Here is a 22,364-nt window from a genome sequence, read left to right on the forward strand (position 1 = left end):
CTATTTCCAGGCCAGCTTGTTGGACTGGACGCCCTCGGAGCTGATCCACACGTTGCGGCCGATCGTGCCCTGCGGGAAGGCTTCGACGGTCAGCTTCCCGTCGGGCCCGATCTTGACGGACTTGCTGCCGTGGACGCCGTCGTCGGTGGTGCAGGTGATCGACACCGTCTTGCCGGGGGTGAACCCGGACATGACGATGTGGATCAACCCGCAGGCAGGCGGTTCGCATTGGTCGGCCGTGGTGTCGGCACCGCGGGAGATGACGATGCTCCGGTCGGCGGGCGCGTCGCCCTTGGCCTTCGTCACCGTCGCGGCCGGGCCCCGGCCCGCGGCGTTCTCGGCGACCACGGAGACGGTGATCGCCTGCTCGATCCCGATGTCCGCGATGAGCCGCGCCGTGGCCGAACCCGGCAGGCTCGCCGAACCCGCGCCCGAACCGTCGGCCCGCCGCCAGGAGACGTGGTACGCCGTGACCGGCGAGCCGTTCGCCGCCGCGGCCCGCCAGGTGACGTTCGCGTCGGTGTCGCCGGTCTTGATGCGGACGTTGAGCCCGGCGGGGGCGCCCGGGGGCCGGAGGGCCGCGGCCGGGGTCACCGAAGCCGACGAGGCGCTGGGACCGGTGCCCGCCCGGTTGGCCGCGGACACCGTGAACGTGTACGCCGTGCCGTTGGCGAGGCCGGTGATCGTCGTGGTCCGCACTCCCCCGCCGACCGTCTTCTCCCCGCCCGCCCAGGTGATCCGGTAGCCGGTGAGCGCGGCGCCGTTGGCCGGGGCCGCACCCCACTTCACCGTCGCCGCGGCGTTTCCCGCGGTCGCGGTCACCGCGCGCGGCGCACCCGGCGGGCTCGCCGGGACGGCAACGGGAGTGGTCTTGGGCTGTGGTTTCGGTTGCGGTTGTGGTTGCGGTTGCGGTTTCGGCTGGACCGGCGCGGTGGGCCGGTCGGCCGGTTCGCGCGGCGGCGGATCCGAAGCCGGCTTGTCACCGGGGTTCCCGGACGGCGGGTCGGCCGGTGCCGGGGTCTCGGCCGGTTTCTTCTCACCCGTCACCGCGACGTCGTTCACCGCGCCACCGGGATCCACGACGAGGACGTGCGCACCGTCGGCACCGTCCACATAGACCCGTGAGTCCTGGCCCCGGACCGGAGGATGCTCCGCCCCGCCGGGAATCGGCCTGCTGTCCCGCCGCTGACCGGCACCGTCGTAAGTGGACAGAGTGTGGTTCTTCTTGTCCACCAAGGCGACCGCGGATCCGGACGAGGCGATCCCCACGTAGTCGCCGGGAGGCAGCGGAATACTCACCGGCCCCGCGGACCGCCCTGAAGGGTCCACGAGATGCAGCCGCGCGCCCTGCCGGTCCAGGATCGCCAGCCTGCCGTCGATTTCGTTGGTCGCCACGACGGCGGTCTCGGGCACGTCCACCCCGAGCCGGACCGGCTCGCCGAGACCCGCGGGCGAAACGCGCCGCACCGTGTCGTCGTCGCTGTCCACGAAGACCGGTCCGTCCGCGGCGAGCGCCAGCGAACCCTTGTGCCTGCCCGGGAGCACGATCGGGCACGAGACCCGGTCGGCGCCCGGCGCGAGTTCGCACAGCAGCCCGTCGTCGATCCGGTGCAGCCACAACCGGCCGTCCGCGGTGGCGATCGGGTCACCCAGCCTGCCCCCGACGGTGATCTTCGCCGAAGCCTCGCCGAGCCGGATGACGACACCGGCCTGGCGGTACACGCCGTACGGCCCGCCCTTGGTCTCCACCGCGACCGGCCACTCGTTCGAGGGGGACGGCGTGGTCTTCTCGACCGACAGCGTCGATTTCCCGAATTCGATGACACTCGACGGCGGAAGCACGTAACCCTGCGTCGGTCCCTGCGCGACCGGGCTACCCGAATCGGCGCCCGGGACCGGGACCCGCGCGTCGGCGTACTTGCCGGATCCGTCCACATGGAACGCGGAACCGAGTACGGAGTTGTAGATCCAATGCCCGGTCTGCGCGATGTCCAGGCCCGGCAGCGGTTTCGCCGCGCCGGTGATCGCGACGCCCACCACCGCGACACAGCAGGCGACGATCGCGGCGATCGGCGCCCGCGCGCGAAACCAGGCGAAATCCCTCTGCGTTTTCATCGATCACACCGCGTTGATCGCGGGCGACGGCGTCGCCGCCAGCGCCTCGTCGACGATGTCGGTGGCGAGGCGCTGGTTGAGCTCGGCGTCGGCGGTGAGCACGAGCCGGTGGGCGAGTACCGGTTTCGCGATGGCCTTGACGTCGTCCGGGGTCACGTAGGCGCGTCCGTCGGTGGCCGCGATCCCCTGCGCCGCGCGCACCAGCGCGATACTCCCGCGGGGGCTCGCGCCGTAGCGGACCGCGGCGTGCTCCCGGGTCGCCGTGGCCAGCCGGACCGCGTACGAGCAGATCGCCGGGTCGAGGTAGGCGTCGCGCACCTCGTCGATGGCACGGCGCAGGGTCTCCAGGTCGACGACGGGATCGAGTTCGTCCGGGCTGACCCGCGCGCAATCGCTCATGATCACCCGCACCTCCGCGTCGTGGTCGGGATAGCCGACGGAGATCCGCATCATGAACCGGTCGAGTTGCGCTTCGGGCAGCCGGTAGGTGCCCTCCATCTCGATGGGGTTCTGGGTGGCGATCACCAGGAACGGATGCGGCACCGCGTACGGCTTCGAATCGACCGTCGCCCGGCGCTCGGCCATCACCTCGAGCAGCGCGGACTGCGTCTTCGGGGTCCCGCGGTTGATCTCGTCGGCGAGCACGACGTTGGCGAAGATGCCGCCGGGGTGGAATTCGAACTTCTCGTTGTTCTGGTGGTAGACCATCACCCCGGTGACGTCCCCCGGCAGCAGGTCGGGAGTGAACTGGATGCGGCTCCAGCTGCCGCCGATGCTCCGCGCGAGACACCGGGCGAGCGTCGTCTTCCCCAGGCCCGGGACGTCTTCGATCAGCAGATGCCCCTCGGACAGCAGTGCCGCGATCGCGAGCCGGACGACGTCCGGTTTGCCGCGCAGCACTCGCTGCACGTTCTCGGCGAGGGCCTGGTAGACCCCGGTGGCGGCCGTCGGATTCATCGTGCTCCCTCGAGAGGAATGCTTGCGCCCCGGATACTCCCCTCTTCCGGCGGGGACCGGTCCCGGCGGCTCAGGAAGCGTCGGCCGGCAGCGCCAGTTCGAAGATCGCCCCGCCCTGCTCCCGGTTGTAGACACGCAGCGTGCCGCCGTGCACGTCGGCGACCCATTTGACGACGGCCAGGCCGATCCCGGTCGAGCCGCCACCGCTGACGAACCGCTCGAACAGGGCGGCGGCCTGCCCCGGGTCGACTCCCGGGCCGCGGTCGGCGATGACCACGCGGCCGTCGGCGACGGTGACCTGGATTTCGGCCTCCTCGCCGGGCGCGCGACCGTGGCTCAGCGCGTTCCCGATCAGGTTCGCGACGGCACGCCGCAGCAGGGTCGCGTCGCCGTCGACCCGGCTCGGCACGGTGGTGACGGTGATCCGCGCGTCCTGGGCGGGCAGATCCTCGACCACCGTCTCGACCAGCTGATCGAGCATCAGCGGCCCGATCGACAGCTCCTCGACCCCCGCGGTGACCCGGGCACGCCTCGGCCACAGATCGATGATGTCGCCCATCATCGACGCCAGCCGGATCGTCCTGGGCAGCAGCTCGTCCCGTTCGGCGGGGTTCCGCAACGCCGCTTCGGCCAGCGCGCGCAGACCGGCGACCGGGGTCTTGAGGTCGTGCACGACGCCGTCGAGGAGCCGGGAAACGCCGTCCAGCAAGGACTTCTGCTGTTCCAGCGCGGCAGTGGCCGGCCGCATGGCCCGGCCGGCGATGAAGTATCCGGCCCCGCCGAGGCCGAGCACCAGCAGCACGCAGCCACCGACCACCAGCAGCACCCACTCCTCGTGCCGCTCCTGCGTGCTCACCGCGTCGGCGACCACGACGATGGCGCCGACGACCTGTCCTCCGCGATCCTTGATCGGATCGGCCGCGACGTACACGGGCCGTCCGGCGGCGGTGGTCTCGTATCCGGCCTTCGACCGGTTCGTCGCGGTCGCCTCGGTCGCGAGCCGGTTCAGCAGGCCGTCGTCCACGGCCACGCATTCGCGTTTGCCCCGATACGGCTCGAACCGCGGCGCGCTCCCGGGTAGGACGGCGAACTGCGGACACTGCTCGCTGACGGTGTCGGTGCCGACGTAGGCGGTGACGATGGTGCCCCCGTCGGCGGCGACGAGCCGGGCCAGCGTCGCGGCGACCTGGCGGACGTCGCTGTCCAGCCGTTGCCTCCCCTGCTCGGCGTCCGCCTCGATCACCAGCCAGGCCAGCACCACCAGCCCGAACGCGTTCATCGCGGTGAACAGCAGGGTCAGCAGGCGACGGAGCCTGCGCAGCCTGCCTGTCGACGACTCGGTCACGAGAGCCGGTATCCGATCCCGCGGACCGTCTCCACCAGATCGGGCTCCCCCAGCTTGCGGCGCAGGCGCTTCACCACCGACTCGACCACGTTCGCGACCGGCTCGTTCTCGAGGTCCCAGCAATGTTCGATGAGTTCCGCGCGGGACACCGTCAGCCCCTGCCGGGTCGCGAGGTATTCGAGGATCGCGAATTCCCGGTTGCTCAGCGACAGCAGGACCCCGCCCCGGCGCACCTCGCAGCGGGCGAAGTCGACTTCGAGATCGGAGTGCCGCAGCACCGGCGGGCTGCCGCCCCCTCGGCGGCACAGGTTCGTCACCCTGGCGAGCAGTTCGGCCATGACGAACGGTTTGACGAGGTAGTCGTCCCCGCCGTGCTCGAACCCTTCGACCCTGGCGCTGCTGGAGTCCAAGGCCGTCAGGAACAGCACCGGCACGGTCCATCCCCGCCGCCTGCGCTCGTGGACGAATCCGGCGGCGTCACCGTCGGGCAGCATCCGGTCGAACACGGCGCAGGCGTGTGCCCCGCCCGCGGCGGCGAGCACTTCGGCCGCGGCGGCCAGCGTGCCCACGGCGTCCACGGTGAACGAGGCCGCCCGCAGTTCGGCGGACACGGCCTTCCGGATGTCCTCGTCGTCCTCGACGACCAGCGTCCTCGTGTTCATGTCGGCTGGAGCTTACGTCCCTGGCTCGCTACTTTGAACCGGTGCGGATCTTGGTCATCGAGGACGACGACGCCCTGCGCTCGTCGGTGTCGTCGTCCCTGCGCGCCGCCGGTTTCGCCGTCGACGCCGTCGGCGACCTCGGGCCCGCCGACGAGGCGTTGTTCGTCAGCGAGTACGACTGCGCGGTCTTCGACCGGATGCTGCCCGGTGGCGATTCGCTGGACTACGTCGAGCGGAAACGCGACGGCGGCTGGACGACTCCGGTCCTGTTCCTCACCGCCCTCGGCACTCCCGGCGACCGGATCACCGGCCTCCGGCGCGGCGGCGACGACTATCTCGAGAAACCGTTCGCCATGGCCGAGGTGGTGGCCCGGATCCGCAGCCTCTGCCGCCGCGGCCGGACCGCCCCGCCGCCCCTGCTGCGGGCCGGTGACCTCGAACTGGACACCGGACGGCACGAGGTGCGGCGTGCCGGAGTGCTGCTGAGCCTGACCCGGACCGAATTCACCGTGCTGCGGTGCCTGCTGGAGAACAGCGGGCGGCCGGTTTCCCGTGGTGAGCTCATCACAGCGGGCTGGGACGAGCTCACCACTCCGGCGTCCAACGTCCTCGACGTGCTGATGACCGGCCTCCGGCGGAAGCTGCTGGATCCGCCGCTGATCACCACGGTGCCGAGGGTCGGTTACCGCATCGGCTGATCAGTAGCCGAGGGCGTTGGGGGCTTCCTCGTTGGCCTTCTTCACGATGTCGATGATGGCCTGGTCCAGTGGGGCGAAGGAAACGTCCAGGCCCAGCGAACCGCCGGCTCCCGGGGCGGCCCCGACCTTGCCCTTGAGGTGGGTCCTGCCGTCGTCGCCCACGCCGAACCCGGCCTCCGCCTCGGCGCCGACCCCGATCCAGGCCTCCGGCTGCGCCTTGACGGTGATCGGTCCCAGGTTCCACTCGGCTTCGGGCATCGTGTTCGTCCACGCCGCCTTGGCCCCGGCACCGAGTTTGAGGCCTTCCTTCGCGGTGATCCCGGCTTCGACGTTCGCGGAGAGACCGAGCGAGGTTCCCGGCTCACCGGCGATGTTGATCTCGCCCACCTTCTCGTCCACCTCCGGGCCCGCACCGCGGTAGCCGACGAAGCCCTCGGCACTGCCCTTGATGCCGTCCTTGAGCGAGATCCCGCCTTCGATCTTGCCGTCGGCACCGATGTAGTTCTTGCCGATCACCTGGCCGCTGGAGGTGACCACCTTGTTCCGCACGGCGTAGGCATAGCCCTTGTAGCCACCGAAACCACCCTTGCCGTCCGGTTCTATGGCCTCGCCATCGGCTTTCGCCCCCAGGTCGACCAGGCGGGGAAGCCGGTTCAGGATCTCCCAGGTCGTCCGGTTGCATTCTTCGGTGTGGCACAGCGGGTTGACCCGGATCGGCGGCGTACCGTCGCCGTCGTCGTCGAACCAGCCCTGCCCCTTGGGTACGGCGAGAGCGCTCACCGGCATGACCGTGGCGCGATTCTTCGCACCGGCGTTCCTGACGGGAACCGCCGCACCGGGCTGCGGAGTGGCGAGATTCCGCTCCTTCTGCGCTTGCCTGGCCCTGCCCGGATTCTGCCTCGCCGCCTCACCCCTCTGGCGCTGCACCGCGGCATTCAGAATCTCCAGCGCACGACCCTCCTCGCCGCGCTGGATGACGCCGAAGTTCAGTTCCTTCTGCACCTGTTTCGCCCTACCCGGATTCTTCCGCGTCGCCTCACCCAGCTCCCGCTGCACGGCGCCCTTCAGGATCTCCAGCGCACGACCCTGTTCACCGCGCTGAAGGACACCGAAGTTCTGCTCCTTCTGCGCTTGCCTCGCGCGGCCGGGCCTCTTGCTCGCCTCTTCACCCCTGCGCTGCTGAGTCGACAACGGCACTTCGCCCCGTTGCGAGGAGCCGAGATTCTGCTCCTTCTGCACTTGCCGGGCCCTGCCGGGATTCCGCTTCGCTTCCTCCCCCTGCCGCTGCTGAGGCGTCAACACGGTTTCGCCTCGTTGCGGCGAACCGAAATTCTTCTCCTTCTGCTCCTGCCGGGCCCTGCCAGGATTCCGCTTCGCCTCCTCGCCTCGATTGCGCTGTTCCTCGGCCTTCGACTTCTTCGCGTCCTGATCAGACCTCTTCGACCCCTCCTCACCCCGCTGAGGCGAACCGAAGCTCTTCTCCTTCTGCTCCTGCCGAGCCCTCGCCGGATTCCGCTTCGCCTCCTCACCCCGATTACGCTGCTCCTCGGCCTTCGTATTCTTCTTCGCCCCCTCCTCACCCCGTTGGGGCGAGCCGAAATTCTTCTCTTTCTGCTCCTGCCTGGCCCTCGCCGGACTGGACTTCTGCTGCTGCTTGGGCTCGGCCTTCGGTTTCGCCTGGGCGGGCTGGGCGGCCTTGGCCTTCGACGCTTTCGCCTTGTTCATCGCCACTTTCTCGGCGTTCTGCTGGGCAGGCGACCCGCCCGGCTCGGTGGCCGCGTGTGCCGCGGCGGCGCCCAGCACGCCGAAAACGACCGTCAGTACCCCGCCCGAAACGGAATACAGGACAGCCTGACGTAAATCGGTGTTGGTGTGTTTCATCGCAATCCTCCGGACCTCGGCGACTCCGGAATGGTGACCGGGCGGGGTTCAGCACCGGTTCATCGGCGGTACATCGCCGCGGCCGACTGTCATGGAATCCTCATACCTCCTCCTGCATGCTGAGCGGGTCAACCGCGCCAAGCTCATTCACAGGGGGACGTCGGATGCTGTTCCAGCTCCTTGGACCACTCGAAGTCCAAGCTCCGGACGGGGCACCCGCCACGGTCAAGCCCGGCAAGCCTGCCACGGTGCTGGCGGCGCTGCTGCTGGATCGAGGGCGTTGGGTCGGTGTCGACGGCCTGATCGACTCGACCTGGCACGACCGGCCCGCGCCGGTGTCCGCCGCGGGCAACCTGAAGTCGCACATCTGCGGCCTGCGCCGCGTACTGCCGCCGCCCGCGAGCGGTGAGCGCATCGAAAGCAGGCAGGGCGCGTATCGGATCCGGGTCGAACCGGACGAGGTCGACGTCGACCTCGTCGATCTCCGGGCCGCGGAAGCGAGCCGAGCACTCGGCGGCGACCCCGAACGTGCCGCCGAGCTGCTCGCCGACGGGCTGGCGCTCTGGCGTGGCCGTCCGTTCGAGGGCTTGCAGACGCCGGCCGCCGCCGTCGAAGGCGCGCGCCTCGCCCGGCTGCACACCCGGATGCGCGAAGACCTGGCCGAGGCCTACCGCCGCCTCGGCAGGCACTGGGACGCGATCACCGTGCTGCACGGTCTCCTCGACGAGGACCCGCTCCGGGAACACGTGTGGGCGAAACTGATCCGGCTGCTCACCGACACGGGACGGCGCAACGAAGCGCTCACCACGTACGGGCGGGCTCGCTCGATCATCGTCCGGGAGCTGGGTGTCGAACCTGGCGCCGTGCTCGCCGGTGCCCATTACGACGCTCTTCGCGGCTGCGCGGATCTTCACAGCCTCGCCGGATGAAGCCGGAGGCGATGGTCGCCGCGTCCGCGACGACCATCGCCTCGCCTCATTTGACCGAGACCGTGGCGCTCGACCAGGACGAGCCGTTCGGGCTCGACGTCGAGGCGGTGCGCGACTGGCCGGGCTTGAGCCCCTTGCTGTCCACGGAAACGGATCCGCGGTGGCCGGGCTTTCCGTGCTGGTGCCGGTGCGTGTGCTTGGCGGACTTGAGTTTCTTCAGTTCGCCCTTGGCCTTGTCCAGTTCTCCCTTGGCCTTCTTGACCTCGCCCCTCGCCTGGTCGACGAGTTTCTCGGCCTTCGCGAGGGAACCGTTCGCCTTGCCGACGGACTCGGCGATCTTCTGCACGCCGGACGGAACCGCGGCGGCGGGCTTCTCGACGACGACCACCCGCGGCACGAACCGGATCGGCTGAACCTGCCTGGCGTCCTTGGCCGCGGTGGTCTTGACGACCGGTGTCCGCACCTTCTGCCGATGCACCTTCTTCTTCGTCTGCTTGACGACGGGTTTCGCCTTCGTCACCTTCGCCACTTTCTTCACCTGCACCGGCTTCGCGGCCGCCGCGGCGGGAACCACCGCGGGCGACGCGGCCTTCTGCACAGGTGGGGCGACGGGCACGGCCGCCTGTTTCGGCGCGGCGGCGACGTGGTTCGCCGGGCTCGCGGACACCTCCTGGCCGCCGTCGAAGGCGCCGAACGTCCAGGCGCCGACCGCGGCGGTCGTCAGTCCGGCGACGCCGATGACCCCTGCTCGTTTGATGTTCATGGATACCTCGATCTTCCGGTTCCGGCGGTGACCGTCACGGCCGGGGTTCGTCTTCGTGGTGACGTTCGTAGAACTCTTCGGCCAGCGACCGGCCCATCAGGCCGCCGAAGATCCCGGCGACCACTCCGACGGCGATCCCCGCCGGAGTCGCGATGACCAGACCCGTGGTCACCCCGAACGCGAGGGACGCGGCACCGCCGCCGAAGCCGGACAGCACGCCGCGGTTGAGGGGTGCGTCCTCGTGCTTCAGGTAATAGTCGTACTCGATCCGCACGGGTTCGTCCTCGTCCGAAAGGGACGGAGACTGGCCGATCCAGACCTCTTCGGGGATCACCAGGTACCGCGTCACCGGGATCCGGGGCGCGGCGAACTTGCGGAACGCGGACCGCAGCGACAAGGTCGGGCGCTCGGCCAGGCTGGTGGTGGTCATGACGCTCAGCCCCGATGCCCGGTCATGATCTTGAAGGGCTTGTCGTGTTCCTTCGGCTTCTCGAGACTCTTGCGAAGCTTTTCCAGCTCGCCCTTGACCTTCTTCAGATCGGCCCTCGCCTTGTCGAGGACCTTGTCCGCCTTGTCCACGGCATCGTTCGCGGCTTCGACGAGTTCGGTCGCGTTCCGCAACTGCTTGCGGACGGTCACGGGCGCCGGGTCGGCGATAGCGGCGCGGACCACGAACTGTTTCCCGACGGGGTGCTGGCTTCGTTTCACGTCGGCGGTCTTCGTCACCCGCGGCTTGACGACGGCCGCGTTCCGCACCACGGGGGTGGTACGGGCCGTCTTCTTGATCTCCAGCGCGGGTTTGACCGCCCGCTTGACCTGCGCGGCAGGCGTGGTGACCGCGGGAGCGCGGACCGGCAAGACCGGCTGCGCCGCTTGCGGCGGCGAAACCCGCTTCGGCGCGACAGGTTCGGCAGGCGTCGCGGCCGTCCTTCCTTGCGATGTGGACTTCTCCTGCGGCGCGGCCTTCTTACCCTGTGTCGCGGCCGAGGCCGATGGCTTCGGCGACGCGGGAGCCTCCACCTGCTGCGGTTTCGCCGCCTGCGCGGCGTCGAGCACCGGCTTGTGCCCGGCCCCGTCGTCGGTCAGCGCGTTCGCCGTGGAGGCGCCGATCGCCGCGGTGGCGAGACCGGCGACACCGTAGACCGCCGCCCGCCGGAGATTGTTCTTCTGCTTCATCCGTCCCACCTCGCTGATCCGGTGCGCTGCCGGAACGCAGTCTCCGGCGCGGCGGTTCATCACCGGTACATCGGCGGTTCATCCGGCGGCGGACGTGGTCCCCGAGGCCGGTCCGATCCTCTACGCTGGGACGATGCGACCGGAAGACGGCGAAGCGCTGGGCGGCGGCTCGGCAGGCGTCGTCTTCGCGGTGCCGTCGGACGAGGGCGATGTCGCGCTCAAGGTCTTCTCCGGCAGGCTGTTCCGGCGGACCCGGCTACGGCTGGAGCGGGAACTGGACCGGCTGTCCGCTTTGGACGGTCAGCTCTTGGTGCCCGATACGGTCGTGGAACTGGCCGACGGCCGGTGCGCCCTTCGCGGCGAACTCTGCACCGGGTCGCTCGCGGACCTGGTCGCGGCGGCCGGACCGCTGTCGACGGACGACGTCCTCGTTCTCGGCACCGCGATCGCTTCGACCCTCGCCACCGCCCACGAAGCCGGGATCGTCCACGGCAGGCTCACCCCCTCCAACGTCCTGTTCCGCGCGTCGGGCGAGCCCGTGATCAACGACTTCGAGCGCACCCTTCGCCCCGTGTTCGTCCGGGATCCCCGGCATGCGCGGGAGTTTCTCGCCCCGGAAGGGACGGACAGCCGTTCCTCGGACCTTTACGGACTCGGTGCGGTGCTGCATCTGGCGCTGACCGGCGAACCACCCGGCTCCCGGCCGCTCCACCGCGAGGACGCGCCGATCGATCTGCTGGCCCTCGTCGAGAACCTCCTCGTGAAGGATCCGGCCGCCCGCCCGCCCGACGCCGCATTGGTCGAAGAGATCCTCACCTCTCTCCCCAAAGTGTCCACTGTGGACGTGGATGAACCCGTTCCCGTGGCGTCGGGTATCGAGGGCGTTCCGGTCGTCACCATCGAACCCGCGGCGGACACGGCGCCCGAGCCCCGGAAGAGATCCCTGTGGACGGCGGTCACGGCCGGCGTCGTGGTCGCGGCCGGCTTCACCACGTGGGCGCTCTCGCCCGGCTCCGGCGACCCCGAACCACGGTCACTTCCGGCCCCGGCGCCCCTGTCCACCCCCGCTCCGCCCACGTCGGCCTCCACTGTGAAGGCCGCGTCCCAGGTCGAACTGGCCACGCCGATCGATCACGGCTCGACGGTCGATCTCGCGTGGCGCGCACCGGACGGATACGACTCGGCCGTCGTGGTCGCCGGTGAAACGGGAGAAGCGAAGACCACGTTCGTCCGACGGCAGCGCACGACGACCGTGGCCGTCGAACCCGGCCGGAAGTACTGCTTCCTGATCCAGATCACCGACGGCGAAGCGGTCCGGGAAAGCGAGCCGCGCCCGATCCGGGGTGCGACGTGCCGACGGTGAATCAGCTGGGCCGGGGATGCGCCTGCCGAGTGGCGCGGGTGACGAGCCAAGCGGCGGCACCGGTGTAGGTGGCGGGGTCGCAGAGGCGGGTGAGGTCGACTTCGCCGAACCTGCCGGTGATCTCCGGGAGCGTGGCGAGTTCGGTGGCCAGGGCGGTGCCGTTCCGTTCGGCCGCCTCCATGGCGCCGGTGACGAGATCCTTGGCCGTGGTCTTCCCCCACACCTGGGCGAAGGTGGCGACGAGCCGTTCGGTCACGATGTTCGCGCCGGTCAGTGCGAGGTTGGCGCGCATGCGTTCCGGGCGGACGACCAGTCCCCGCGCGAGTTCCACCGCGGTGTGCGCGGCTCCGCCGGTCAGCCGCAGGCATTCCCGCAGCGGAGTCCATTCCGCGTGCCAAGCGCCCGCCGAGCGCTCGTCCTCGGTGAGCATGCACTGGGTCAGCACCGCGGCCAGTGCCGGAACCTGCAAGGACGCGCTGCGGATGAGGGTCGCCAGCACCGGGTTGCGCTTCTGGGGCATGGCGGAGGAGGCACCGCGGCCCGGCACGTGCGGCTCGGTGACCTCGCCGACCTCGGTGCGAGTCAGCGACTGCACGTCGACAGCGAATTTGCCGAGCGCTCCCGCGCACTGCGCCAGCACCCCGGCGAGGTCCGCGATCGGGGTGCGAAGGGTGTGCCAAGGCAGCACCGGCACGCTGAGACCGGTCTCCACGGCGAACGCCTCGAGCAAGCTGTCCGGCTCCGCACCGTATTCGAGGTACCCGGCCAGGGTCCCGGCCGCGCCACCGAGTGATATCGGCAACGAGCCGAGCACGGTGGCCACCCGGCTGTCCGCGTCCAGCAGCAGCTGCCGCCAGCCCGCGGCCTTGAGCCCGAAGGTCGTGGGGACGGCGTGCAGCGCGAGGGTCCGGCCGGCGAGCGCGGTGTCGCGATGGCGTTCGGCCAGGCCGGACAACGTCTCCGTCAGGACCGCCAGGTCCGAGCGCACCAGCCGCAACGCGCGTCGGGCTATCAGCATCGCGGCCGTGTCGAAGATGTCCTGGCTGGTCGAGCCACGATGCACGTACTCCGCCGCGGCCGGATCGATGGCGGCCACCACGCGCGTGAACTCGCGGACGAGTCCGACCACGGGATTCGCACTTTCCCTTGCTTGCAGAGACAAAGCTCGTAGATCGAGCCGTTCGGCGCGCGCGGCGGCGGTGATGACCTCGGCGGCTTCGCGGGGCGCGAGAGAGAGGTTCGCCTGCGCTCGGACGAGCGCGGCTTCGGCGTCGAGCATGGCTTGCAGCCAGGCCGCGTCACTGACCACGGTCTCGATCGGCGTGCCCGCGCGCACTGGCGAAAGAAGTCCGGCGTCCTCGGTCATACCACCACCTCCGCGACTTCGGGCCGCTCGGCGACGGCCAGGGTTTGCACCGCGCGAGCGATCGCGTCCGCGTCCGCGATGGTCACCGAGTCCACGCCTGGCCGGATCCCGGCCGCGGTGACCCAGTGCACCCCTTCGGTCGGTACGCCGTAGGCGAACCGACGCGGATGCGCACACCCGCTCGCGTCGATGAGCCGGTACGGCCGCGTGGTGACGGCCAGTCCCCCGGTTTCGTAACCGCCGACGCGATGGCTCGCGCAGGCACCGGTATCGAACAGGTGCCGGAGCAAAGGATCGGTGGTGCGGCGGAGATCCGGCTCGGGCAGCCTCGCCTCGATCAGGACCTTCGCCCGCACCGGCGGCCCCGACACGGTCGCCGAGTCGGCGACGAACGACCGGTCGCGCGCGTCGATCCTGATCCGCGTGTCCGGACCGGTCAGTTCCAGGAGACCCGCCTCGATCAGCGCGATCATCTCTTCTATCCGGCGCGGCGGGGGCCCGATCGAAAGGAAGGCGTTCAACGGGGTGTACCAGCGTTCCAGCTCGTCCCGGTGCGAGCTTCCTCGCAAACCGCCGTGATCGACGGCCAGGCGGACTTCGTTGCGCAGGTCCCTCAGCACGTCGAGAGCGGCCTTGAGCGGACCGCTGACATTGCCGAGCTGGGCCTGCCGGACGTCCTCGGCGAGGTGCTTCAGCAGCCAGGTGCGGAACTCGGCGCGATCGGCGAACTCCAGGTTCCGGGGCGAACCGGCGATCACGTCCCAGTTCCACCGGTCCGCGGCCGGGATACCGAAGGCGTCCAGAACTTTGGCGGGATCTTCACAGGCCAGATACCGCGCGGCGAACCGAGTGCCGTCCCGGCGGCGGCGAGCGAGCAAAGCCTCGTAGTAGACGGTCTCCACCTCGCGCGCGATGAGCGGCCACAGGTCCTGGACGAACGAGGCGGGCGCGCCCGAGCGCAACGTGGCCACGTGCGCCGCCGTCAGCAGTCGGGGAAAGTACCGGCCGTGTGCGCCCTTCTCGTTCTCGCCCCTGGAGTGATAGGGCAAGCCGCGGCGGGAACTCGCGTACAAGATCGGCTCGAGACCGCTCGGCCGGTACACCAGCCTGCCGCCGTCGCGCTCGAACCGGCCACCACGCCCGAGGGTGAACAAGGCCTGGTAGTCGAAGAAACACAAGCCGAGGCCACGCACCAGAACCGGCTGCCCGCCCGCGATGCCGTCGAGGTCCGTGTCGGCCGGGTTGACCGGCGTCAGGTAGGTCAGCCCGTGCACGCGTGCGAGGCTCGCGGTGCGTTCCTCGTTCGCCGTGAGTCTCGCGGGGAGATGTCCTTGGGCCAGCACGACGGCGTCGAGCCGGTCCAGCCACGTCTCGTCTTCCAGCCGGAGTCCCTGCGGGCCACCGGAATGACCATGTACGTCGATCAGCGCCACCACCCGCGCGTGGTGCACCCGGATCTCGACATGCGCCGGCGCGTTGTCCCGGATCCGGCGGAAGCAGGCCGCGAAGTACTCCCCGCACAGCGCGCGAGTCGGATAGGAATCCGGTCCCAGCGCCCGGATTTCGGCCAGAGTCGGCGCATCGTGCCCGTCGTCGCCCAGCAACGCGAGCCCGGCGGCCCATTCGTACAGGCTCGGCCCTTCTTCGATGGGCCCCTCGATCCTCGAGGCCGCGTCGGAGTAGACCGTGATCTGCGACGCCACCGTGTTCGTCAGCAGGTGCCGTTGCTGCCCGGTACGCCAGACCGCGCCGGCGCCGGGCTGTGCCGCATCGAGGACGTGCACGACGACCCTGGCGGCCGAGGGTCTCACACGCTCGTTGGCACACAAGCGTTCCAGCACGGAAAGGCCACGGGGACCGACGCCGACGACCGCGACCTCCCGCGCGGTCACGCTCTGGCCCCGCCGGAAGTGACGCGGACGTACCTGACTTCGTCGGGCCTATCCGCGGCCCGGGCACCGAACCCCTCGCCGGAGCCGGCTTGTTCCGATCCACCCAAGCCCAGCATTTGCCCGTCCCCCGTGATAAGCAGTTTCGCCGCGATACGACCACGAGTGTAGCGAAGCCGCCTTGGCGATCACGTGACTAAATACCGTTGTAGAACAATGTTTACCGGCGCGGCACTCAATTTTGCACAAAATGAATACCTTGCTCCCCCGGCACTGAGACCTGTTACGGCGACTGGCCGCATCGACGCGACTATCGAGCCGAGTTCACGTTTTCGGCGCGCTCTCGTTTCGGCATTTCTTCGCGCACCGCCCCAGGCTGTCACCGCAACACTCGGCGCTACGGGACTTTCGGGTCAATGGAAGGCACCGAAGTTCTCCGCACTCGGCTCGGCTTGGACGCCCACGGGGTCTTCCCCCAGGGTTTGGCCACCGACAACCACGTCATGAACAGGAAGGCGACGATGTTCAGCATCGCGCCGTAGGCGAGCTGACCGGCGGCGGAGCTCTCGACACCCTCACGGCCCGCCTGGACGCCGAGTTCGACCCACACCCCCAGCCCGAAGGTGCTGTAGACGATGACCGCCACGGTCAGCACCAGCTTGATCAGTACCCACCAATACCTTGCCACGCCCCACGGACTCACCAGGCACAACGCGATTCCGGTGACCAGGGCGGCGAACGCGGCGGGGATGACGACGACGTCGTCGATCCGTTCGATCATGAGATAACAGACTCGCTGGATCTCGCCGGGCGCCGTGTACCCGGCGGTCATCGCGAGCACCACATTCGCCGCGCCTGCCCCCATCCAGCCGACCGACACCGCGACATGGACGAACAACAGCCACCGCCGCACCTGCTTGACCATCGCTCCACGTCCCACCACTCGAGTATGTGGGGATCAGCGGCATCACGCGCGACAGACTCAGAGCGTCGGTCTCTTCTCCCAGGACGCACTCGCCCGGCTCATAGCGTCGCCCAGCCGCCCTTCGCCTTACCCGCCGATGGTATGTCCGATTCAGTACCAATGGGGGTACCGGATACTCGACAGAGCACTACGGTCGGGTGTAGATCGATCTGACACCACCGAACCCCGTCCCATGCTGGACTCCCCTTTCGCTGCAGGAGGCCCAAAAATCATGTGGATCCGACGTATGTCCATGATCGCCGCCGCCCTCATTGCCGGGTCACTCTTCACCGGTCCCGCGGCTGTGGCCGAATCACCGGCCGGACCGCCGATCGAACCCTTCATCATCGGCGGCAAGGTCGTCACCACTCCTTACTCGTTCTTCGCGTCCCTGCAACGCAATGGCCGCCATTTCTGCGGGGCGTCGCTGATCGCCCCGCAATGGCTCGTCACGGCGAAGCACTGCGTCCAGGGCTCCACCGGTGGCGGTTTCTCGGCTCGGATCGGCTCGGTCAACACCGGCTCCGGCGGCGAGCTCATCACCGCGGCAAGCGCGACCCTCGGCGCGAACGACATCGCCGTGGTGAAGTTGTCGAGAGCGGCCACTGCCAGGCCGATCAAGATCGCGGCCTCCAGCCCGGCCGTCGGCACCGTCAACAAGCTGATCGGACACGGTCAGACGTGCGGCACCCCCGGTTGCGGTGGCGCGTCGCCACAGCTTCGCGAGGTGGACACCACCACCGTCGCGGACTCCAGGTGTACCGCCGATTTCAAGCGAGGCAAGGAAATCTGCTTCCAGGGCGCACCCGGAACCAGTGCCTGCTACGGCGATTCCGGGGGACCGTCCATTTTGGGCGGTGAGCTGACCGGCGCCACCAGCCGATCCGGCAACAACAGCAGCAACTGCCTCAACGGTCCCGGAATCTACAACAGCGTTCCCGGCTATCGGACCTGGATCGACCAGGTGACAGGTGGCGCGGTGACCGCGTGGGAGACGTCGTTACCTTGACAGGTAAGTCAAAGGTGCCGTGCTCGTGCCACCCCTCGGTGGCGGTGTGGTGAAAGTCGTGTTCGCAACACGACACGTTTACCCTTCTGCTCAATAGCCCGAATCGCCACTCACGACAGGCTTGGACCTGGCGTATGCGCGGGTTTGGGTGGCATGGGCATGGCGAGGGGCCCGTCGCCGGTGTGGCTGGCGGGCTCCTCGGGTCACACGCGGGTGTTGCGCCGGGATCTTCGTAACGGGTCCAGATACTGGGGTGGGATGAACTCCGGCAACCCATCCGCCGCCATCCGGACTTCCCAGTCACCGTGATGAATCAACCGGTGATGAAAGCCGCACAGCAACACCAGATTCCGGAGATCTGTCGGCCCGCCGTCTGCCCAGTGATGAATGTGGTGGGCGTGGCAGTTCTTCGGCGTGCGATGACAGCCCGGGAACGCGCAGCCTCGATCACGGATGTTCAAGGCTCGGCGCTGCCCTGGGGTGACGAACCGTCTCAGTCGTCCCACGTCCAGCGGCTCACCGGCCGCGTTCATCACCACCGGGAGCATGAGGCAGTCGCAGGCCGCCATCCGCGCCTCGCGGGCGGTCATCTTTCCGACGAAGTCCACACACGCCGTGCCCAGACCGGACTTCAACTCGTCGAGACCGATCGTCACATGAATCAACGTCCGATAGCCGCTCGTCCCCGGTTGATCCGGGCACGCGATCGCCAAGTCCACGAGCTCAGCCCAGGCGTCACCCTGGCGCTCGGCCTTGGTCCGCAGATCGGCCTGACCGAACTCGTCGATCGGACGGGGTGCGGCGTAAGCCTCGAGTGCCGCGGCGGTCCGGGCCCCTGACTCGTCGTCGAGGAGTCCGTTCAGTTTCCAGTAGCCGTCTTTGCGGCGCTCCAGGGTCAGCTCGCGACGGGGCTGGGCGGGTTCGGGGTCTTTGGGTTCTTTGCCGTCGGGGTCGAGCCAGCCCAGCAGTTGGTCTCCGAGGTCCGATATCTGCTGGGGTCCGGCCTTTCGGGCGAGGTCGGCGAGGGTTGTCTCCGCGTGCTCCCGATCCTCCACCGATACCTCGGCCGGGATTTTCCGCAGGATCTCCACGATCTGCTTGATCCGCTCCTCACCGATCGCACCCTCCGCCGCCGCAACAGCGGTCGCCGGTGCGAAGGCCGGGATCTCCGAGCCATCCAAAGCGCGCGTCGGATTCAGATCGATGGCACGCTTCACATACGGCCGCGCCTCGCCCTGGCTCAGTCCGGCGATATCGGCGAACCACGCCAACGTCGTCCCATAACCGTATAAGTCTTTCGCGCCCCGAGAATCAATCTCCGCCAAATACCGCCCCAAACCCGCGGACGCCACCCGCATCACCTGCAAGAACTGCTGCACGCCATGAGCAAGCTCCAGCTTGCCAGCGCGCCACAACTCCTGCGGCAACTCGGGAATAAAGGTCTCGGACACACCACAATAATACCGCACATCTATCGAACATGTGTTCGTAATTTTAGGCAACAAGCAGACCGCGCATTCACCACTAAAGAGGGATTCGGCAAAGTCACTCGATCACACGTCGCGAGCATGCTTGAGCGAAGGAGTCCGCGCGATCTCGAGTCTCCCGAGTGCGCAGCAAACGGATGACTGCTCGGCGAACTGCGAACTCGGCGGCCGGCGTGCCCGCGCCAAATCGCGCTGTTTCGCGAACCCGCCGCGGCGGTACTCCTCTCGGTGTGCGGCCGTGCACCGACTGACCGGGGGTTGGGATGGATGTCGAGAAGATCACGAAGCGTGGGTATGTCCGGACACTGGTGTGGTGGCCGTTCCTGCTGGTCGTCCTTCCCTTGTTCTTCGGTGTCGGCCTTGCCGTCCGCATAGCGCTTCATCACTGGGTTTTCGAGCCGAAGCTTCTGTTCGACGCGATGCCCCAGGCGATCATGATGTGGCTGGGGCTCGCCGGGCTGTGGCGCTATCGGATCCGCAAGGAGGGGAGGCGGTAGACCTGCCGGAGAAGCAGCGCTCCGCGGCCTTCCTGAGGTGGCCGAGCCAGGCGGCGAGGGAGTCGCCGAGCGCGGCCCGCATGCCGTCGACGTCGGCGAGCACGGGGTCTCCGTCCCATGACTCCTCGGTGTGGACGCGCACCGAGGACCCGATCACCTCGAACGTCCACAGGTGGATGCCGGTGATTCCGCCGGCGGTTCCGCCCCAGAGGATCCGGTCCGGGGTCCGTAGCTGGTACACGGTGGACTCGATGTCGAGCCCCGCCGTGCTCCACCGGATCGCGCTGTCCGTCCGAAGTGGACGATCGGCCGCCGCGGCGCTGATGTCGGGTTGCCAGTCCGGCCACGAGGACACCTCGGTGAGCAGCCGCCACACGCACCGCAGCGGCGCGTCGACGACGGTGTCGCAGCGCACCACCACGGGTGCTTTGACGTCGATTCCGGTGATCATTCGCAGACCTTTCCGAGGACCGGAGCGGCAGGCTCCGCGTGTCTGCGACCATCGTCGCGCGGCTCCGGCGCCGTTCGCGTCGGCAGAAGTCACCTAAGCCGTGTCACCCGAGTTCGGACATGTCCTTGAGCTGCCTGCGTGAGGTGATACCGAGCTTGCGGAAGATGTTGCGCAAGTGGGCGTCCACCGTGCGGGGGCTGAGAAACAGGCGCCCGGCCACCTCTTTCGTCGTCGCGCCCGCCGCGACCTGGCGCGCGATGTGCGTCTCCTGCATGGTCAGGCGGTCATAGGTGTGCTCGGAACGGCTACGGGCCACTTCCCCGGTCGCGCGCAGCTCGTCCGCGGCCCGCTTGGCGAACGCCTCCAGCCCGATCTCCGACAACTGTTCGTGCGCGGTACGCAGGTGTTCGCGTGCGTCGCGACGGCGGCCCGCCCGGCGTAACCACTCCCCGTACCGCAGGTGTGCCCGTGCGAGATGCGGGGTCAGCGAGCTACCCGTCAGGTGCTCGAGTGCCTCCCGGTAGTCGTCTTCCCTGTCGCTGACCAGCGCCCGCGCGCCTGCCGCCACACCGAGGGCGAAGCGGGTTCCCGCGGGTTCCGTGCGCTCGGCCAGGGACTCGAGCGCCGACCCTGCGACGGAGTTCTCACCACATCGGACAGCGGCCTCCACCAGTTCGGGCAGCGCTATCCCGGTGAGGAAGAGGTCGTTGCCCGCCACGGCTCGCGTGGCCGCTTCCAGCGCGGCCGGGTATTCGGCGAGGCCGTTGTACAGCACGGCCGTCGCCCAGTGCGCGTTCGCGGTGAGCTGGCCGCTGCCCCGGATCGTCACCTCGGCGAACAGATCGAGCACTTCCTGACGGCGGCCGCGCATCGCGGCGAGGTGCACTCTCGGATAGAACTGTGGCGGGTCGCCGAGAGCGTCGGCGATGGCCTCCTCCTCGGCGACCGCGTCGATCGCCCGCCCGAAGTCGCCGAGGAGGACCGCGGACACGGCCACCTGTGACAGGCCGAGCCGGATGGCCATCGGGGACCCCGTCTCCTGCCCGGTCCGCACCAGCCACTCGACGACCGACGTGTGCAGGTCGAGGTCCCACAGTTCGCCCGCGAGCACCGTGGCCAGCGCGGGCACCCTGGTCCAGTCGGCGTCTTCGCCGGTGAGCACCCGCCGGAGCGCGGGCACCCCGGCACGGTGTCCCTCGGTGTTCAACAGCACCAGCGCGTCGAGGAGATCCGGAGGGCCCGGCGACGGCGGTGCCGAACGGGCCGCGTCGAGCACCCGGTCCATCACTCCCGCGGCCCGTCCGACGGCCAGCCCCATCTCCAGCGCCGCCACGAAGCATTCGCGTGACCGTGCCGGATCGACGGCGGCGAGCCGCTGCGCCGCCCGCAGGATGAGTTCCGGTCCCTTGACGGCCCCGTCCGCGCCCTGGACGAACGCGACCTGCCCGCGCAGGAGGTCCGCCTCGGCGTGCCGGACGTCGTCCAGCGTTTCGGTGTCGATACTGGCCACCAGGTCCGCCGACGCGGTCGCCCGGCCCGCCGCGAGCGTCGCCCGCGCGGCCGCGAGTGTGCGCTCGGTCTGCTTGCCGGGGTCCAGCGACAACGCGGCGGCGCGTTCGAGGAACGCGGCGGCGGCCGCGACGCCACCACGCGCCTGCGCGCGCGACGCCGACGACTCCAGTTCCGCCGCGACCTCCTCGTCCGGTCCGGTGGTGGCCTGCGCCCGGTGCCAGGCATGCCGGTCCGGGGCGGCGACCGGGTCGGTGGCGTCGGCCAGCGCCCGGTGCGCCGCGACGCGCCGCTCCGGCTCGGCCGCGCGGTAGGTGGCCGAGCGGGCCAGCGGATGGCAGAAGCGCGCACGCGTGTCGAACCGCACCAACCCGGACGCTTCGGCGGCGGCACTCGCGGCGGGCACGTCGATGCCCAGCAGCCGCGCGGCCGTCCACAGCAGTCCCGGGTCGCCAGTGGGATCCGCGCTCGCGAGAAGGAGCAGCAGCCGCGCGTCCGGAGGCAGTTCCGTCATCCGGGTCCGGAAACTCCGCTCGATCCGGCTCGCGACCGGCGACGGCGTCGGCAACGCGAAGCCACCCGCCTTCGGCAGCTCGATCAGGGCGAGCGGGTTCCCGCGTGCCTCGGCGAGAAGGCGGTCCTGCACCCGTTCGTCGAGCGTCGCGGTCTTCTCTTCGGCCAGCAACGCGCGCGCGTTCGCGTCGGTCAGGCCGCTGATCGTCAACCCCGGCAGATCGTCCAGCCCGTGAACGGCGTCCTGGTCGCGGGCCGCGAACACCATCGCGATCGGCTCCGCCGCGACGCGCCTCGCCAGGAACGTCAACGCCTTCACCGAGGCGGCGTCCAGCCAATGGGCGTCATCGACGACGCACAGCACCGGACGTTCCGCCGCGGCGGCCGCGAGCAGTTCCAGCGTGGCGAGGCCGACGCGGAACGGATCCGGCGCGCCATCCGCCAAGCCGAACGCGACGGAAAGAGCGTCACGGTAGGGCGCGGACAGCGTTTCGAGGTGCGCCAGCACCGGAACGCACAGCTGGTGCAGTGCCGCGAACGGCAGTTCACCCTCGAACTCCGCCCCGGACGCACGGATGATCCGGAACCGCTCCGGCGCCGCGTGTTCGACGTGCTCCAGCAACGCGCTCTTGCCGATCCCCGGTTCACCGCGGAGGACGAGCACACCGCCCTCACCTTGTTCCGCCGCGCGGACGAGGGCGAGGAGTGCCGTGATCTCGTCGCGCCTTCCGACGAGGGATCGGGACGTCGTGGGCATGGGGTGAACCCTAAGGGTGACGCCGTCGCACCA

General features: G+C 69.4%; 18 protein-coding genes. 4 read left to right on the top strand and 14 right to left on the bottom strand.

The window, feature by feature from the left end; translation table 11 throughout:
* The 4 genes from ACLJPX_RS08255 to ACLJPX_RS08270 all read right to left on the bottom strand — a co-directional run bounded on the left by ACLJPX_RS08255 (position 1) and on the right by ACLJPX_RS08270 (position 5,079).
* Entirely contained in the window at positions 1-2,115 is a 2,115-nt protein-coding gene (locus ACLJPX_RS08255) for a fibronectin type III domain-containing protein (RefSeq protein WP_410599506.1), read from the bottom strand.
* A gap of 3 nt (positions 2,116-2,118) precedes the next feature.
* Positions 2,119-3,072, bottom strand: coding sequence for an AAA family ATPase (locus ACLJPX_RS08260; protein ID WP_410599507.1), 954 nt, complete (start codon positions 3,070-3,072; stop codon positions 2,119-2,121).
* Between the two features lie 70 nt (positions 3,073-3,142).
* On the bottom strand, positions 3,143-4,417 hold the full coding sequence (locus ACLJPX_RS08265) for a sensor histidine kinase (RefSeq protein ID WP_410599508.1): 1,275 nt from the start codon (positions 4,415-4,417) through the stop codon (positions 3,143-3,145).
* Positions 4,414-5,079 carry a response regulator transcription factor gene (locus ACLJPX_RS08270; RefSeq protein WP_410599509.1) on the bottom strand — a complete coding sequence of 222 codons (666 nt, stop codon included), beginning with the start codon at positions 5,077-5,079 and terminating at the stop codon, positions 4,414-4,416. The genes ACLJPX_RS08265 and ACLJPX_RS08270 overlap by 4 nt, the downstream gene beginning before the upstream one ends.
* Positions 5,080-5,120: 41 nt before the next feature.
* Between ACLJPX_RS08270 and ACLJPX_RS08275 the strand changes: the two genes are divergently transcribed.
* Positions 5,121-5,777 carry a response regulator transcription factor gene (locus ACLJPX_RS08275; RefSeq protein WP_101609134.1) on the top strand — a complete coding sequence of 219 codons (657 nt, stop codon included), beginning with the start codon at positions 5,121-5,123 and terminating at the stop codon, positions 5,775-5,777.
* Here the strand turns inward: ACLJPX_RS08275 and ACLJPX_RS08280 are convergent, their stop codons facing one another.
* Positions 5,778-7,658, bottom strand: coding sequence for a hypothetical protein (locus ACLJPX_RS08280; protein WP_410599510.1), 1,881 nt, complete (start codon positions 7,656-7,658; stop codon positions 5,778-5,780).
* Positions 7,659-7,822: 164 nt separating this feature from the next.
* Between ACLJPX_RS08280 and ACLJPX_RS08285 the strand changes: the two genes are divergently transcribed.
* The gene (locus ACLJPX_RS08285; RefSeq protein ID WP_410599511.1) at positions 7,823-8,587 is read left to right on the top strand and encodes an AfsR/SARP family transcriptional regulator; all 765 of its coding nucleotides are present in this window, start codon (positions 7,823-7,825) and stop codon (positions 8,585-8,587) included.
* A 46-nt stretch (positions 8,588-8,633) separates the two neighbouring features.
* Here the strand turns inward: ACLJPX_RS08285 and ACLJPX_RS08290 are convergent, their stop codons facing one another.
* Genes ACLJPX_RS08290 through ACLJPX_RS08300 form a run of 3 tightly spaced genes read right to left on the bottom strand, consistent with a single transcriptional unit; the run spans position 8,634 to position 10,526 of the window.
* On the bottom strand, positions 8,634-9,350 hold the full coding sequence (locus ACLJPX_RS08290) for a hypothetical protein (protein ID WP_410599512.1): 717 nt from the start codon (positions 9,348-9,350) through the stop codon (positions 8,634-8,636).
* A 34-nt stretch (positions 9,351-9,384) separates the two neighbouring features.
* Complete coding sequence (locus tag ACLJPX_RS08295) at positions 9,385-9,780, bottom strand: hypothetical protein (RefSeq protein WP_101609138.1); 396 nt, start codon at positions 9,778-9,780, stop codon at positions 9,385-9,387.
* 5 nt (positions 9,781-9,785) lie between these two features.
* A complete protein-coding gene (locus ACLJPX_RS08300) occupies positions 9,786-10,526 on the bottom strand; it encodes a hypothetical protein (protein ID WP_410599513.1) in 741 nt (246 codons plus the stop codon).
* A 133-nt stretch (positions 10,527-10,659) separates the two neighbouring features.
* Between ACLJPX_RS08300 and ACLJPX_RS08305 the strand changes: the two genes are divergently transcribed.
* Complete coding sequence (locus ACLJPX_RS08305) at positions 10,660-11,889, top strand: protein kinase domain-containing protein (protein ID WP_410599514.1); 1,230 nt, start codon at positions 10,660-10,662, stop codon at positions 11,887-11,889.
* A gap of 1 nt (position 11,890) precedes the next feature.
* Here the strand turns inward: ACLJPX_RS08305 and ACLJPX_RS08310 are convergent, their stop codons facing one another.
* The 3 genes from ACLJPX_RS08310 to ACLJPX_RS08320 form a co-directional block, all read right to left on the bottom strand.
* A complete protein-coding gene (locus tag ACLJPX_RS08310) occupies positions 11,891-13,255 on the bottom strand; it encodes an adenylosuccinate lyase family protein (protein WP_410599515.1) in 1,365 nt (454 codons plus the stop codon).
* Entirely contained in the window at positions 13,252-15,147 is a 1,896-nt protein-coding gene (locus ACLJPX_RS08315; RefSeq protein ID WP_410599516.1) for an FAD/NAD(P)-binding protein, read from the bottom strand. The genes ACLJPX_RS08310 and ACLJPX_RS08315 overlap by 4 nt, the downstream gene beginning before the upstream one ends.
* Before the next feature lie 394 nt (positions 15,148-15,541).
* On the bottom strand, positions 15,542-16,084 hold the full coding sequence (locus ACLJPX_RS08320) for a hypothetical protein (RefSeq protein ID WP_410599517.1): 543 nt from the start codon (positions 16,082-16,084) through the stop codon (positions 15,542-15,544).
* 256 nt (positions 16,085-16,340) lie between these two features.
* Between ACLJPX_RS08320 and ACLJPX_RS08325 the strand changes: the two genes are divergently transcribed.
* Positions 16,341-17,117, top strand: a complete 777-nt coding sequence (locus tag ACLJPX_RS08325; RefSeq protein ID WP_410599518.1) for a S1 family peptidase — start codon at positions 16,341-16,343, stop codon at positions 17,115-17,117.
* Positions 17,118-17,320: 203 nt separating this feature from the next.
* Here ACLJPX_RS08325 and ACLJPX_RS08330 read toward each other — a convergent pair whose 3' ends face one another.
* The 3 genes from ACLJPX_RS08330 to ACLJPX_RS08340 all read right to left on the bottom strand — a co-directional run bounded on the left by ACLJPX_RS08330 (position 17,321) and on the right by ACLJPX_RS08340 (position 22,331).
* Positions 17,321-18,568: a DUF222 domain-containing protein gene (locus ACLJPX_RS08330; protein WP_410599519.1), complete on the bottom strand. Its 1,248-nt coding sequence runs from the start codon at positions 18,566-18,568 to the stop codon at positions 17,321-17,323.
* A 468-nt stretch (positions 18,569-19,036) separates the two neighbouring features.
* Complete coding sequence (locus ACLJPX_RS08335) at positions 19,037-19,552, bottom strand: SRPBCC family protein (RefSeq protein WP_410599520.1); 516 nt, start codon at positions 19,550-19,552, stop codon at positions 19,037-19,039.
* 103 nt (positions 19,553-19,655) lie between these two features.
* Positions 19,656-22,331, bottom strand: coding sequence for an AAA family ATPase (locus tag ACLJPX_RS08340; RefSeq protein WP_410599521.1), 2,676 nt, complete (start codon positions 22,329-22,331; stop codon positions 19,656-19,658).
* Positions 22,332-22,364 lie beyond the last annotated feature (33 nt).

The sequence above is a fragment of the Amycolatopsis sp. lyj-90 genome (genome assembly GCF_046549035.1).
Classification (GTDB): Bacteria; Actinomycetota; Actinomycetes; order Mycobacteriales; family Pseudonocardiaceae; genus Amycolatopsis.